Origin of the sequence: Rossellomorea sp. GAMAL-10_SWC, from assembly GCF_049568075.1 — a bacterium.
Taxonomy (GTDB): domain Bacteria; phylum Bacillota; class Bacilli; order Bacillales; family Bacillaceae_G; genus Gottfriedia.
On sequence record NZ_CP144911.1, the window covers coordinates 815,050 to 829,638 of the forward strand.

12 protein-coding genes are annotated in these 14,589 nt (G+C 32.7%); 7 read left to right on the top strand and 5 right to left on the bottom strand.

Features of this window, described 5'->3' with window-relative positions; translation table 11 throughout:
• Positions 1-275 precede the first annotated feature (275 nt).
• Both galU and V5E38_RS03885 read left to right on the top strand, forming a co-directional pair.
• Positions 276-1,187: a UTP--glucose-1-phosphate uridylyltransferase GalU gene (gene galU, locus V5E38_RS03880; protein WP_335448523.1), complete on the top strand. Its 912-nt coding sequence runs from the start codon at positions 276-278 to the stop codon at positions 1,185-1,187.
• A gap of 1 nt (position 1,188) precedes the next feature.
• Positions 1,189-2,499 (top strand): UDP-glucose dehydrogenase family protein, encoded by a 1,311-nt coding sequence (locus V5E38_RS03885; RefSeq protein ID WP_499212295.1) that lies wholly within the window; start codon positions 1,189-1,191, stop codon positions 2,497-2,499.
• Between the two features lie 56 nt (positions 2,500-2,555).
• Here the strand turns inward: V5E38_RS03885 and V5E38_RS03890 are convergent, their stop codons facing one another.
• Both V5E38_RS03890 and V5E38_RS03895 read right to left on the bottom strand, forming a co-directional pair.
• Positions 2,556-3,338 carry a HipA family kinase gene (locus tag V5E38_RS03890; RefSeq protein ID WP_499212296.1) on the bottom strand — a complete coding sequence of 261 codons (783 nt, stop codon included), beginning with the start codon at positions 3,336-3,338 and terminating at the stop codon, positions 2,556-2,558.
• Positions 3,331-4,440: a glycosyltransferase family 4 protein gene (locus V5E38_RS03895; RefSeq protein WP_499212297.1), complete on the bottom strand. Its 1,110-nt coding sequence runs from the start codon at positions 4,438-4,440 to the stop codon at positions 3,331-3,333. The genes V5E38_RS03890 and V5E38_RS03895 overlap by 8 nt, the downstream gene beginning before the upstream one ends.
• A gap of 316 nt (positions 4,441-4,756) precedes the next feature.
• Here V5E38_RS03895 and V5E38_RS03900 point away from each other — a divergent pair, with 316 nt between their 5' ends.
• From V5E38_RS03900 to menC, 4 genes are read left to right on the top strand one after another with little or no spacing between them, the layout of a single operon-like run.
• Positions 4,757-5,611 carry a MurR/RpiR family transcriptional regulator gene (locus tag V5E38_RS03900; protein ID WP_499212298.1) on the top strand — a complete coding sequence of 285 codons (855 nt, stop codon included), beginning with the start codon at positions 4,757-4,759 and terminating at the stop codon, positions 5,609-5,611.
• A 24-nt stretch (positions 5,612-5,635) separates the two neighbouring features.
• Complete coding sequence (locus V5E38_RS03905) at positions 5,636-6,811, top strand: zinc-binding metallopeptidase family protein (protein WP_499212299.1); 1,176 nt, start codon at positions 5,636-5,638, stop codon at positions 6,809-6,811.
• Positions 6,786-7,628: a GNAT family N-acetyltransferase gene (locus V5E38_RS03910; protein ID WP_499212300.1), complete on the top strand. Its 843-nt coding sequence runs from the start codon at positions 6,786-6,788 to the stop codon at positions 7,626-7,628. Before V5E38_RS03905 ends, V5E38_RS03910 begins: the two co-directional genes overlap by 26 nt.
• Before the next feature lie 26 nt (positions 7,629-7,654).
• Positions 7,655-8,782 (top strand): o-succinylbenzoate synthase, encoded by a 1,128-nt coding sequence (gene menC, locus V5E38_RS03915; protein ID WP_499212301.1) that lies wholly within the window; start codon positions 7,655-7,657, stop codon positions 8,780-8,782.
• A 407-nt stretch (positions 8,783-9,189) separates the two neighbouring features.
• On the opposite strand, the gene V5E38_RS03920 is transcribed toward menC, so the two are convergent.
• Genes V5E38_RS03920 through V5E38_RS03930 form a run of 3 tightly spaced genes read right to left on the bottom strand, consistent with a single transcriptional unit; the run spans position 9,190 to position 12,545 of the window.
• Positions 9,190-10,377 carry a hypothetical protein gene (locus V5E38_RS03920; RefSeq protein ID WP_499212302.1) on the bottom strand — a complete coding sequence of 396 codons (1,188 nt, stop codon included), beginning with the start codon at positions 10,375-10,377 and terminating at the stop codon, positions 9,190-9,192.
• A 17-nt stretch (positions 10,378-10,394) separates the two neighbouring features.
• The gene (locus V5E38_RS03925; RefSeq protein ID WP_499212303.1) at positions 10,395-11,594 is read right to left on the bottom strand and encodes a DUF58 domain-containing protein; all 1,200 of its coding nucleotides are present in this window, start codon (positions 11,592-11,594) and stop codon (positions 10,395-10,397) included.
• Entirely contained in the window at positions 11,595-12,545 is a 951-nt protein-coding gene (locus V5E38_RS03930) for an AAA family ATPase (RefSeq protein ID WP_499212304.1), read from the bottom strand.
• 387 nt (positions 12,546-12,932) lie between these two features.
• On the opposite strand from V5E38_RS03930, the gene V5E38_RS03935 reads away from it, so the two are divergent.
• Positions 12,933-14,102, top strand: coding sequence for a CapA family protein (locus V5E38_RS03935; RefSeq protein WP_499212305.1), 1,170 nt, complete (start codon positions 12,933-12,935; stop codon positions 14,100-14,102).
• Positions 14,103-14,589 lie beyond the last annotated feature (487 nt).

The window sequence follows — 14,589 nt, forward strand, 5'->3', positions numbered from 1 at the left end:
AGCCGACGCAATTAATACAACAACATGGATCCAATAGCATAAGGCTAGTTCAAATAACACGAAAAGTCTCTTAAACATATTAATATTGGTGCATGAATTCCTACAAATATTTCCTTGTAATAGATTGTTCTAGTGTTTTTACCTATATAAACTGCAGGTCAAAAAAAGCTAGTTTTTAAGTCATAAACTTTCTAACCATAATAGGTATATATGGTGACAAGTCCTCCTTAATTTACATATAAAGTAGAATGAACCAAAGTTTGGAGGCAAGTCAAATGAAAATCCGCAAGGCTATTATTCCCGCTGCTGGTCTCGGGACTCGTTTTTTGCCAGCAACAAAAGCGTTGCCAAAAGAAATGTTACCAATAGTTGATAAACCAACTATCCAATATATCGTTGAAGAAGCTGTAGCTTCTGGAATTGAAGAAATCATTATTATTAGTGGTAGAGGCAAACGAGCAATCGAGGATCATTTTGATAAATCATATGAATTAGAAGAATCTTTATCTCGAAAAAACAAGCTAACTGTTTTGGAAGAAATGCAGAAAATATCCAATATGGTGAAAATCTTTTACGTGCGTCAAAAGGAACCAAAAGGATTAGGGGATGCAATATTATGTGCTAAGAGTTTTATAGGAGATGAACCATTTGCTGTTTTGTTAGGGGATGACATCGTTATGTCTACAACACCTTGCTTACAGCAAATTATTAATGTTTACGAGAAATATAATGCCCCGGTTATTGCTGTGCAGAATGTTCCTGATGAAGAAGTAAGTAAATATGGCGTTATTAAACAAAAAGAAAGTACTTATGATACAAATACAAATCTATTTCAAGTTGAGTGTCTAGTGGAAAAACCAAAATTGAAAGATGCCCCATCAAATTATGCAATTATGGGACGATACATTCTTACTCCAGAGATTTTTGATATTTTATCGACAATTTCTGTGGGACAAGGCCGTGAATTACAATTAACAGATGCGATTAATGAATTTAATAAAAATCAATTTGTCTTAGCATATAATTTCGAAGGTAAACGATATGATATCGGAAATAAAATCGGATTTATAATGGCTACAATTGATTTTGCGATTAATAGAGAAGATATAAAAGATGAGGTAATTGCTTTTTTAAATGAGGTCATATCTGATCATGCTCTAAATATGAAGAATCAGGAAGTGGATTGACTTGAAAATTTCTATATTAGGTACGGGCTATGTCGGTTTAACAACAGGAGTCTGTTTAGCAGAGATTGGTCACTCAGTAACTTGTATCGATATAAATGAACTTAAAATAAAAAATTTGCGTGCAGGTATTTCTCCAATATATGAACCAGGAATTGAAGAGTTAATAACTAATAATATTAAGTTAGGAAGATTATCATTCACAACCTCGTATGATAAGGGGTTAGAAGATGCGAGGGTTATTATCGTTGCAGTAGGTACCCCTCAAGGAGAAGATGGGGCCGCAAATTTATCCTATCTTGAGGGTGCAGCGATTGATATCGCAAAAAATATTAAACAAGACGTAATTATTGCGATAAAAAGTACTGTTCCAGTTGGAACGAATGAAGTAGTAAAGGAAATTATTCAACAAAATTGCAGTAAAGATATCGTAGTTGACGTTGTTTCAAATCCAGAGTTCCTGAGACAAGGCTCCGCAATTAAAGATACGATGGAAGCAGATCGAATCATTATCGGTAGCAATAATCAAGAGTCTGCTAGAATTGTTGAAGAAATGTATAAACCATTAAATGTACCAATCTTAAATACTAGTATTCGAAGTGCAGAAATGATTAAATATGCATCCAATGCATTTTTAGCTAGCAAAATAAGTTATATAAACGAAATTGCAAATCTTTGTGAAGTACTTGGTGCAAATGTTGAAGATGTGGCAAAAGGAATGGGTAAAGATAAACGAATCGGTGAAGCATTTTTATATGCTGGAATAGGTTATGGCGGCTCTTGTTTCCCAAAGGATGTTAAAGCATTATTGCATACAGCCGAGTTAAATGGGGTTGAATTTGGTTTTCTAAAGGAAACTATTTCAATCAATAATTTTCAACGTGAATTACTTGTAAAGAAAGCGATTGAACGATTTGGTATATTAAAAGGGAAAAAGATTGCATGTCTAGGATTATCGTTTAAACCCGATACAGATGATATGAGAGAAGCACCTTCTATTAATATCATAAATTCTTTAACAGAACTAGGAGCAGAAGTCATTGCATATGACCCTGTTGCAATTGAAAACGCCAAAAAAATACTAGGTAACAATTTAACGTTCGCTAGTTCAATAAATGAATGTGTAACGGATACAGATGCAATTTTTATTGTTACTGAGTGGAGAGAATTTAGAGAACTTGACTTACCTAGCATACTAAATAAAATGAAGAATCCAATCATTTTTGACGGAAGAAACTGTCTGATGGAAGAAAGAGTTAGAGATTGTGAGAAAATAGAATATTACCCAGTTGGAAAACCGTCTATTATTCGATAGCATAATAAAAATGAAAAAAACGACTTTCAAACTAATTTGAAGTCGTTTTTATTATTCTACTCAGTTTGTTCATGTAATGGACGATAGATCGATTTGACGAACTTATGTTTAAGATAAGGGAGTATTTTTTTTCTACGATTTACTAATCTGCCTACAATTGCCTTTTTGTCTTCCTTTGATAACAACCAATCATCAGGGATCAATTCTACAATTTCTTCTAAAAGCAATACCGGGAATCTTTGGATAATCTCCAGTTGTTCATTAAATTCTTCTTCACTATTTATATATCTGGACATGAACTGATGGGTTGAACTTTTCATAATTTTTTGAGGCAAAGTTTCTAACTCAGAAACTAACCAACTGTAAGATCCAAATGATTCCGCATGATCAATGATCCATAGTTTAAAATGATCTAAACTTTCTTCACGCAATAAAATATTTTTTCGGGTACGATCTCCATTACACAGCCAATAATCAAATAAAATGATGCCTGCAAGCTGATTGTTATTTATAATACTAGGAACCGATCCAACTTGATGACCATTTATCGTTTCAGGTACATATAAAGAAGCAAATTGAAACTTTGAATGTTGAATTTCTTCAATTTCTAATTCTGGTATTGATTTTGAAAATTCTTCAGGAATGGAAACGATTTGAGCATAAGGAACCGGTAAATCTAAAAATCTAGCAATGCAATAGGCAACCCATTCGTTTGGTAATGTTTTCTCGAATCCAGACCGAAAATATTTCACAACATAATCTCTACCATCATTAAAGGTAATTAAATGAGCATTTGATTTTCCTTCTAATTTTTTAATATATGAAACCGGTTCAATCATTTTGAATCACATCACTATTTTTGCTTTCATCAAATTTTAAAAGATATTCTCGATAAATATCAGCTACTTTCTGAATAGCAAAATTCTGTTCAACATGGTCGATTGCATTTTGTGAAAGCTTTTGATGTAGTTTACTATTATCAACTATTGAATAGATTTTTTTAACAGCATCCTGAACATCATGTCCTCGAAAAAGCATACCTGTTTCACCTTGAAGAACGATTTCTGAGATAGGCATTATATTAGAAGCAACAACTGGGACTCCACATGCCATGGATTCAATAAAAGTATTGCCGAATGACTCTACTTTTGTTGTTGCGATCGTACATCCCCCAGATTGAAGCACTTTTGCGTATACATGCGGCATTTGTTGATATGGAATTACCGGAAACCATTTGATAAGATCAGTTAGACCTTCTTCCTTCCAAGTTAATGCAAAATCTTCTCGCTGCACACTTTGAGCTCCTCCGATTAACCATATTTCAATATCCGACCGTGCACTTTTTATCAATTTTGCAACTTCGATTAACATCTGCCAGTTTTTTCGTTTATCCACTCTACCAATCCAGCAAACTATTTTTTTATTTTTTGGGAGGATTGGATTATTTTCGTACGCAATTTCATCTTGAGCTAATGGATGAAAAAATGAAGTGTCAACACCATTGTAGATTACTTTAATGGGGATGTTATCTGTTAAGATGGAGACTAATCTTTTTTGATAATTTGATGGAACAATAATAGAAACCGGTTCAATCAATGTGCATTTCTTTAAATGAGGTTGTAGTTTAATAAGCTCGGGTGTACGTGCTTCTACAATAACTGGACCATTATAATTAGCTTTTTGTAACCACTTATACGCGGAACCCGTATCTACTACAATGATTGCGTCATATGCATTATTTTTAATGATTTCTATAATTTCATTTTCGTCCTTCGTTAAATAGACAGGTGCAATATCTTCCATTATGTGTAATCCACCATGATCAGTTGTATATAAAAACTCAGTATCAATGCCAAACTTTTTAAAATAAATTGAACGATTTCTCCAGCCAGCATTTACTCCACCAACTGTTAAAAGACGCCAGATTATTAAGACTTTCAAATTTTCCCCTCCTTAGTTTTAGGGTATACAAATAACGTTTAAACCGATTTGAAAACTAATTGTATACACGATTACGGCTTTTGACCGAATTCAAATTTTGAAAAGTAGTCCTATTTTAGTTAATTCAAATTGAGGTAAATTGTAAGGGCAATTAACTACGAACTACAAATATTTATTAGGTTAAAAGCAGAAAAACTTAACTTTTTTTTCCTTGCTCCTAGTTTAGGGATATGATAATGTATAAGAAAAAGAAGTATATACTGCAACTTTTAAAATTAATGAAGGATAAACTTCATTACTGGAAGGATTAAAAATAATGGAGCGACCTAATTTTAAATTATTAGTTAAGGAAAAATTTTCACAATTATCACCAGGGCAAAAAAAAGTAGCGACTTATATGATTGAAAATCTTGAGGAGTGTGCTTTTAAAACTGCTTATCAAATTGGAAAAAAAGCTGAAGTAAGTGAAACAACGGTCATTCGTCTTTCATATGCACTCGAATTTGAAGGCTTCAGTGATCTGCAGTTATGTGTTCAAAATGAGTTTCTTCATTTAAATAAAGCCGATTATATAAAAGAAAAAGAAGAGATGAAAAATGTAGAAGGTCAAAATACATTTACAAAAATTATCGAAAATGAAGTAAATATTTTAAGAAACTTATTACTCCCTTCGAATATTAAGGAAATTTCAAAAGCTGTTGAAGCAATTACCTCTGCTGATCAAGTGCTAATAGTTGGTCATCGTGTATCCCATATAGCAGCGTACTGGTTTTCGAATACGTTAAGCTCAATAAGAGGTAACGTATTGTATTGTTCTCCAGCAGGTGACTTTTATGAAAAGTTTTGTAATTTAACAGAAAAATCAGTTGTTATTGCATTTTCATTTCCAAGGTATGCTAAGGAAACACTAACAATTGCAGAATGTACGAAAGAAAATGGAGTCAGTTTAATTTCTATTACTGATCGATTATTATCACCAATTGGTCGAATTGCAGATATTGTTCTAACTACAGAAGAAAATGTGGAAAGTGGTTCTAACTCAATCGCATCAGTTATAAGTCTACTAAATTTAGTGATTGCCGGATTATATGAAAAAGACCAAAAAAGAATTCAAATGTATCAACAGAAATTGGAAAAAATTTATTCTACCTATGAAGTATTTATAGAATAGAAAAAACAGTTAGGAGAAAATCTTATGAATCCACAATCTTTTCTAGATCAAAATAAAGAAACTATTATACAAACTTACCAGGATTTACATAAGCTAGCTGAGCCGAGTTGGCAAGAAGAAAAAACAGCAATGTATTTAAGAGAACGACTAAATGATACAGAATTTGAGATTAAAACGTATAAAAATCATTTTGGATTTATTGCTGAAATTAAGGGTCAAAATGATACAGTTGTTGCGCTAAGAGCTGATATGGATGCACTAGTTCAAGAAGTTGATGGTGTTGTAATGGCAAACCACTCATGTGGTCATGATGCTCATAGTACGATGGTTTTATATGCAGCGTTGGCGATTTCGGCAAGTGGTTTAAAGCCAAAACATACGATTCGATTTATCTTCCAGCCAGCCGAAGAAAAGGGTGAGGGAGCCCTTCAAATGATGGAAGATGGTGCATTAGACAATGTCATTTCATTGTTTGGCGTACACTTAAGACCAGAAAGAGAAGTACCTTTTCAAAAGGCCTCTCCAGTGATCATACATGGGTCTGCTGAAACGATTAAAGGGACAATTCGAGGTATTCAGGCTCACGCATCTAGGCCACAAGATGGTATTAATGCGATTGAAGTAGCTGCTGAAATAGTCAATAAATTAAAGCAAATAAATTTAAATACGGATATCCCTCATTCAATTAAAATGACCCAAATTCAAACTGAAAATGAAGCATCAAATACGATACCAGAAACAGTAAAGTTTTCACTTGATGTTAGAGCGCAAACAAATGACATTATGAATCAATTAAACGCACGTACAGTTGAGGTTTTTGAGGAAACGATGATTGAAACAAAAGCTAAGATTTCGTGGTCTATGGAAGAATTTGTTCCAGCGGCCGTACAAAATGAGCAAGCAATAAAAATTACCGAGAAGGCCATTTTAGAAATAATGGGACATGAAAACATAGTGACTGAATGCATTTCAAATGGTGGGGAGGACTTCCATTTCTATACAAATAAATATCCTGAAATTGCGGCTACAATGGTCGGTTTAGGATGTGGATTAACTCCAGGGTTACATCATCCTCATATGAGTTTTAATTTAGAAGCACTTCATTATGGAGCGAAAATTTTAACTCAAACAGTTTTATTAGCATCAGAACAAGAACAATTAAGAGGTGAGGCAAATGCTAAACAAACTGAATCAATCTGAAGTTAATTCAGGAATTAAGATCCGTGCTCTACATTCGATCGAAGAAATGGGGCAAGTACGAGAATTAGAATCTAAAATTTGGGGTTTTGAGGATTCAATTCCTACGCATCAAACAATTACAGCTGCAAAAAATGGCGGCTTAGTTTTAGGTGCATATTTTGACGATAAACTAATTGGATTTCAATATAGTTTTCCTGGTTATGATGGACAAAATGTTTATCTTTGTTCTCATATGCTTGGAATTGATCAAAAGTTTCGTAATAAAGGGATTGGAAAACTGCTTAAAATTGCCCAGCGAGAAGAGGCTCTTAAACTCGGCTACAAACTGATTACTTGGACTTATGATCCATTAGAGACAGCAAATGGCTATTTAAATATTTCTAAGTTAGGTGGAGTTTGTAATACGTATATTGAAAACTGCTATGGAGAAATGGAAGACTTATTAAATAGTGGAATTCCATCTGACCGTTTTTTAGTTGAATGGTATATTGCAGAAGTGGAAGAGGAAAAGGAGAAGTTGAGACCTTTTGAATTAGATGAAGCAGTTAGCAATTCACTTATTAAATGGGAAGAAAACAATGACGGAATACCAATGCCGATTCAAAACGATATAGATGTGTTTAACGATCTAGCCTTTGTTGCGGTACCAAAAGATTTCCGAACAATTAGAGAAACGAATAGTAAAATTGCAAGCCAGTGGCGAATGCTTACTAGAGAGTCCTTTAAAAAATTATTTCAAAGCGGATGGAAAGTTACTGGATTTTATAAGAATTCAGACTCGGAAATGCCAGTTCATTTTTATGTATTGAATAAATAAAAAGGAAAATAAGGGAGAGTTCGGAAATGAAAATTAAAAAAGTAATATTACGCCATATGAAGCTAGATTTATTGCATCCATTTACTACAAGCTTTGGTACTGAATATGACCGTGAATTTATTTTATTAGAAGCGATAAGCGAAGACGGTATATCAGGTTGGGCTGAATCTGTTGCTATGCTTGATCCACTATATAATGAAGAAACGTTAAAAACAAACTGGCATATTCTAGAAGATTATTTAATTCCAATCGTGTTAAATAATGATATTAACAATCCAGACGAAATTTCCGAAAAGTATTTCTCACATATTCGTGGGAACTATATGGCCAAAGCTGCAATAGAAGGCGCAATTTGGGATCTTTATGCTAAGCAAGAAAATATCTCACTTTCAACTGCGTTAGGTGGAACGAAAAAGGAAATCGAAGTAGGAGTAAGCATTGGGATTCAAGATTCAATCGATTCAACAATTAATATTATCGAAAACCGACTTGCAGAAGGCTATAAAAGATTTAAATTAAAAATTAAACCAGGCTGGGATCTTGAACTAATCGATAAAGTACGAAAAGTATATCCAACTATTCCTTTAATGGCGGATGCAAACTCAGCATACACATTATCTGATATGGATCAACTAATTGCATTAGATGATTATAATTTAATGATGATTGAACAACCACTTGCATACAACGATATAATCGATCACGCAGACCTACAAGAAAGAATGAAAACGCCAATCTGCTTAGACGAGAGTATTCACTCACTAGAAGATGCTAGAAAAGCAATAAAACTAGGAAGCTGTAAAATTATTAATATTAAAATTGGTCGAGTTGGAGGACTAACTCAATCAAGAAAAATACATGATCTTTGCCAGGAAAATGGAATTCCATTATGGTGTGGTGGAATGCTAGAATCAGGAATCGGAAGAGCCCATAATATTGCAATCACATCATTACCAAACTTCACTCTACCTGGAGACACAGCAGCATCTGCATTATACTGGGCAGAAGATATTATCGAACCAGAAGTAACCGTAGAAAAGGGTATGATCACCGTACCAACCAAACCAGGCATCGGATACGACCCACACATGCAAAATATCGAAAAATATACAATCAGTACGAAAGTTTACGATAAGAATTATATACAAGGGTAAGGAGAGAACACAAACCTTAGTTTATGTTGTGGCAATCCTTGTTGATCTACCGTTGAAATTTTGATATAAAGTTCGGACCAACCTTACTTTTGCTGAATAATGTTTAGTTTTGAATGATTCTTACTCGATTTATTGATATTTCCTCTATTTATTTGAATCTGATAAACTATTTCCTTGTGATGCCATGCCTTATTTGCAGTTTTCATAGAGTTAATTGCAGATTTGTTTTTTAATTGCAGAATTGCCAAATTTAATTGCAGTTAGGGCTATTTTAATTGCACTTGAACAGATTTAATTGCAGAAATACCAAGTTTAATTGCACCTTCACTGGATTATTCGTAGCCTCAACTTTTTCAAAAGCGTGAAAACCCAAACCTAAGTAAAAGGTTTGGGTTTTTTCTTTGTTCTTAATCTTCTTCCTTATTCTTGCTTTTAATCTTATCCTTGATTCTTTTCACTTGTTCTTCAAATTTTTCAATATCCTTTATTTCACCTTTACCATAGCGCACAGAGTTATATGCATTAATTAGTTCATCTTCATGCAGTATTTGTATTCGCTCCAACCACTCTTTTAGTGTTTCATTTTGGTGTCGACCCATCTTGTATTTAGATGCATATTTTTGAAGTTGGAAGATTAGTTTTCTGATTTGCTCTGTTGGGGCAGAGTGTTTGAAAAAGCGTCTTTTTTTCCTCTTATGTTCTGGTATTGTATTATATTCGATGCTGATTTCTTGTTGGGCGGTAATTTTTTCATTACGGATGTAAGTAAGCTTTCTTATGACTAGCCAAATTACGATTAATACGATAATCAATAATAATAACCATACCCAAGTAGGAGTCGACTCTAAAATATAATGGTGATTACGTATATTTTGTGGAAGTTTATCTTCAGCACTTGAATTTTGGCCTAGCTTAAGTTTTTTCTCTTTAATAGTGATGTGATCTACATAGTTAAAGAAAGGAGTTCCTAAAAAACCAACTGCACTAAATAAACCGTCCAGTAATTTAAAAATCGCCCACTTTAAGACCGGTAATATTAACGATATGGTACTAGTAAGCAGGGCTGCTATACTAATTGATCCTATAATTCCTCGATAGTTTTTAATGGTTTGTGTAGTGACTGCTTGCTGAAAGTATCTGCCTAAACTAAATAAAATTGTAAAAATGATTATGATCCATAATATCAAGTTCATATGAGAATAATGTGAAGTCCAACCAAAAAAGAGGACGACCAAACTCGTTAAATAAAAAATGATTTGTAATTTATTTCGTTCTTCGATCCATAACGAAGTGTCTTTAAGAAAAGCTTCAAGTCGAAAATAGATAAAGCTAGCACATATAATAGATGTAACAGAATTTAGGCCAAGAGTATAGCCGATTCCTCCAGAAATTATGCCTGCTAGAAACGGAATAACACGTGATACTTGAGATTTTCGTAATGAGTAAAGTAAAAATAGATTTCCAATCATAAAAATACAAATGATTGCCAAAGTAGGTGGCAGTTGATTTTTTGATTCGTATATAAATATTACGATTAAATAGAGTAATAGATATTCTAATGAAAAAAAGTATGTAGAAAGTAAACGTAAAATCATTTCATTATCCTTTCGACTTAATGTTGTCCAAATGGAACAAGCGATGGACTTTCTAAATCATCTTGTAGATAATAGACGCTTTGGCCACGTTTTCGCATTTGAGCGAAATATCGATCTCCATGCTTACCGAACGGACCACATAAAATAACAACAGGAGATTTTCGTTGTTGCTTTTCTACGTAATGAAGTAATCGATCAATTGGCTGAGTCATTCTTGCACCATTAATTCGTGCAAGGATATCATAAGTTTTACCTAGTTGAGATTTACCTCCACCAATTGGTAAATGAAAAACAGGAACTCCACTTTCCATGTTCAAATTTAGAAATATTTCATAATTAATATTTTTTATTGCAGCGTATTGGACGATATAGGCAATATTACTAGCAATTGATTCGATGTTTTCAATTATTCTTAATCTAAAATTATCATGATGAGTATCTCGTAAATTTATAATAAATGTAATTGAATAGTCAGCAGTTCGTTCATATATTTTCGTTTGAAGTACTTGAGTTTTAGCACTAGCTTTCCAGTGAATTCGATGAAAGGAGTCCGAATAGACGTAATCTCTTGTTCCAATCGGGGCTAGAAAATCTTCAAACATACTAGTATTTGTTACAAAACTACCATATGAGTTAGTTGAAATGATTTGTTCAATTTGAGGTACAGGAATTAATGTAGGATAAATAATAATTTCTTTATGTAAAAATGGTTTATAGGTTAAATATAGATAACCTAAACTAAAAAAGTTTGAAATTTTTAGCTCTACTTGTTTAATTCTAGTAACTCCACGTTTAGTAGCTGAAAGCGGTAATGTCATCTGAATCGTTTCATTACTTTTTAGTTGAATTGGGATAATTAGTTCCAAATTTGAATCACTACTAACTGCTTTAAAATTTATACTATCTACAATAGGTTCTAATTTTATGCGAATTGTTGCATTAATAATAGGTAACCAATGATTCTGGGCAATCTTAATAGGTAAATTAAATTGTTCTCCGACGGAAACTCGAATGGGCTCCTTGTCGTTCTCGATGATCAGGTAATCAGCAATATGTTTTAAATAGTATCGACTCATTAAACTAATGATGATTAAAAATCCTCCTAAAAACATTAATAAATAGGAAGATTGATAGACATTGATGATTAGAAATATAATCCCAAAAATAGTTAGGATATCAAGTGAATTTTTACCATATATTTCTTTATTCCAAGTCATTTATTGACCAGCTCCAGCTTCTACAGGAACTTCAACTTGATTTAAAACGGATTCAATAACTTGTATAGCATTTTTCTTTAAGGATGCCTCAAGGGTCAAGGCTAATCTGTGTGAAAGGAGATAAATCGCAACATCCTTCACATCTTGTGGAGTGACAAATGTTCTATTGTTTATATATGCTTTACCTTGTGAAGCTCGCATTAGTGCCAATGTACCACGTGGACTTATGCCGAGTTGAATATCCTCATGATTTCTCGTTGAATGAATTATATTTAAAATATAATCCTCTACTTCTTCTGAAATTGTAACAGTTTTCACCTGTTCTTTCATTTCATCAATTTCTTCTAAAGTTAGTACATTTTTTAAATTCAAAAATGGAGTATTTGAACGATATGACTTCATAATGCTTTTTTCTTCTTCAAATGTAGGGTATTCTAAACTAATTTGCATAAAAAATCGATCCATTTGTGCTTCAGGTAATGGAAATGTACCTTGTTGTGATTCAATTGGATTTTGCGTTGCAATAACGATAAACGGATTTGGTAGGGGAATAGTTTCTCCATCGATTGTTACCTGGCGTTCTTCCATTACTTCTAATAAACTAGCTTGGGTTCTAGGTGTAGCACGATTAATCTCATCTGCTAATAAAATATTTGTCATAACAGGACCGATTCGAAGCTGAAAGTCTTGTTCTTTTGGATGAAAAAATTGAATACCTGTGACATCACTAGGTAATAGATCCGGAGTAAATTGAATTCTTTTAAACGATCCGTTAATCGTTTTGGCAAAGCTTTTAGCTAATTGTGTCTTTCCAGTACCAGGGACACTTTCTAGTAGAATATGTCCATTATTAATAAGAGCGATGAATATCATTTCAACGACATCCTCTTTACCAATTATCACATGACTAATCTCTTTCTTTAATTGTAATAACTTTTCTGATCTATTCATTGTTCTCTCCTTATCTATTAAAACGTTTTAAGCATTATTAAATCTGTTTAAAAATCAAAAAAATGTTGAACATGTTATTATTTTAATAGTTAAACAATAGTAAAGTCCAATAATTCTCAATTTTTAAAATCTATGAAAGTAAATGATTAATAATAGTTGATTATTTAAAATAAACACTGTAAAATATAGTGCTTGTTTGTTAAAAAATGGAAATAACTTAAAGTAAGGAATGTCTTAAAGTACAATGGCAGACTAGTATTATTAAGGAACATAATGAGTATTAAGTGATGATAAGGATAAAAATATGAATACATAAGGGTTCTGGATTGTTTTGTCTGTTCCTATACCATACATTCCATTGAATCTCGCTTTACAGGAGAGAAAAAAATGAAAAAAATAATTGTAGTATTAACCTGTTTTTTTGCTTTACTTTGCGGGTGTACAAAAAATAATCAAGAGGAACACAAAGTAAAAGAAAATAAACGAAAAACAGAACTGGTTAAAGAACAGAATGAACCTATAAAGAAACTAAATCAGGTTGTTACAAAGGTGACTGTTGGTGCAGTGGGTGACCTTTTAATTCATAATGAGGTTTATGAAGATGCTAGGCTTCCAAATGGAGTATATAACTTTAATAAAATGTTTGATGAAGTTAGAAAAACGATGGAAAAGCCAGATATTTTAGTAGCGAATCAAGAAACGATGATTGGTGGAAAGCAATTCGGATTATCTACATATCCAGCATTTAATAGCCCATATGAAGTTGGAGATGCACTTAAAGGGGCTGGGGTTGATTTTGTAACACTGGCCAATAATCATTCACTTGATCGAGGTGAAAAAATTATACATAGTGCAATTTCGCATTGGGACGCTATTCATATGCCATATACAGGTGCTTTTAAATCACAAGCAGATCATGACCAAATTAGAGTGATAAATAAAAATAATATTCGATTTTCATTTCTTGCTTACACATTTGGTACAAATGGGATTCCTGTTCCTAAAGGAAAAGATTATTTAGTAAATTTGATCGACCTTGCTAAAATACGTAGTGATGTTGAAAAAGCAAAGAAAGTATCGGATGTAGTAGTAGTTGCCATGCATTGGGGGATTGAATATGAAAGAATGCCGAACAATACCCAGAAGAAACTTGCAAAACAATTGGCTGATATGGGTGTTCAAATTATTATTGGTAATCATCCACACGTCCTACAACCGCCGGCTTGGATCACTGGAAAAACGGGGAATAAAACAATCGTCTTTTACTCATTAGGAAATTTCTTATCAGCTCAAGATGAAATCTATGAGTTAATTGGTGGCATGGGTACAATTGATGTAGTTAAAACTCAAACTGATCAAAATATAAAAATTGAATTGGCTAATCCAAGTTTTTTTCCTACTTATAATTACTATCGTGATAATCGTAATTTTAAAATTATGTCTTTGGAAAATATTAATGATGTTAATCTAAAAAATGGCAAAATGAGATACAACGAAATAATGAACCATATGCGAACAAATATTAAGGATTTAAAAGGTATTTCTGAGGTTCAATAGAATCTAAAATATTGGTTATATCTACATTAAAGCTTATTTTTTCTAGCTTACACTTTGTTAAAAAACAAGTTACTCAATTAATTAGCAAATTTTCGTAAAGGAGAAGGGTGAGGTTGATTTCCACTATGGGATGCTCGCTTTCCCTGGGGCGAGATTCTTTCGCCTCCTCTTATCCCATAGGAGTCGAGCATCCCTTCGTTCCAATCAACTGATTCCTAAAAAATGAATACTCTAAAAATCTAATTTAATATCCTTTACTTAGAGTAACGTAACAGTTTGTTAATCAGTTTTAGGTCAATTATGATTGAACATTTATTTATAACTTCTCAAGAATAAACAATTACTAATTACTAGAGTTTGTTGATTTTAAAAAACTGCTCAAACATATAAAATCATTATTAGAACATCAAAAAATGAATTATATTATCTATAAGGTTCACTTAATTTACGTTTAACCATTTTTTATTTCACACTTTGAAGCTTGTTT

Excerpts from the sequence above, each read along its gene's own strand:
- galU (WP_335448523.1), top strand. The coding sequence starts at position 276 with ATGAAAATCCGCAAGGCTATTATTCCCGCTGCTGGTCTCGGGACTCGT.
- V5E38_RS03890 (WP_499212296.1), bottom strand. The coding sequence starts at position 3,338 with ATGATTGAACCGGTTTCATATATTAAAAAATTAGAAGGAAAATCAAAT.
- V5E38_RS03900 (WP_499212298.1), top strand. The coding sequence starts at position 4,757 with ATGGAGCGACCTAATTTTAAATTATTAGTTAAGGAAAAATTTTCACAA.
- V5E38_RS03905 (WP_499212299.1), top strand. The coding sequence starts at position 5,636 with ATGAATCCACAATCTTTTCTAGATCAAAATAAAGAAACTATTATACAA.
- V5E38_RS03910 (WP_499212300.1), top strand. The coding sequence starts at position 6,786 with ATGCTAAACAAACTGAATCAATCTGAAGTTAATTCAGGAATTAAGATC.
- menC (WP_499212301.1), top strand. The coding sequence starts at position 7,655 with ATGAAAATTAAAAAAGTAATATTACGCCATATGAAGCTAGATTTATTG.
- V5E38_RS03920 (WP_499212302.1), bottom strand. The coding sequence starts at position 10,377 with ATGATTTTACGTTTACTTTCTACATACTTTTTTTCATTAGAATATCTA.
- V5E38_RS03925 (WP_499212303.1), bottom strand. The coding sequence starts at position 11,594 with ATGACTTGGAATAAAGAAATATATGGTAAAAATTCACTTGATATCCTA.
- V5E38_RS03930 (WP_499212304.1), bottom strand. The coding sequence starts at position 12,545 with ATGAATAGATCAGAAAAGTTATTACAATTAAAGAAAGAGATTAGTCAT.
- V5E38_RS03935 (WP_499212305.1), top strand. The coding sequence starts at position 12,933 with ATGAAAAAAATAATTGTAGTATTAACCTGTTTTTTTGCTTTACTTTGC.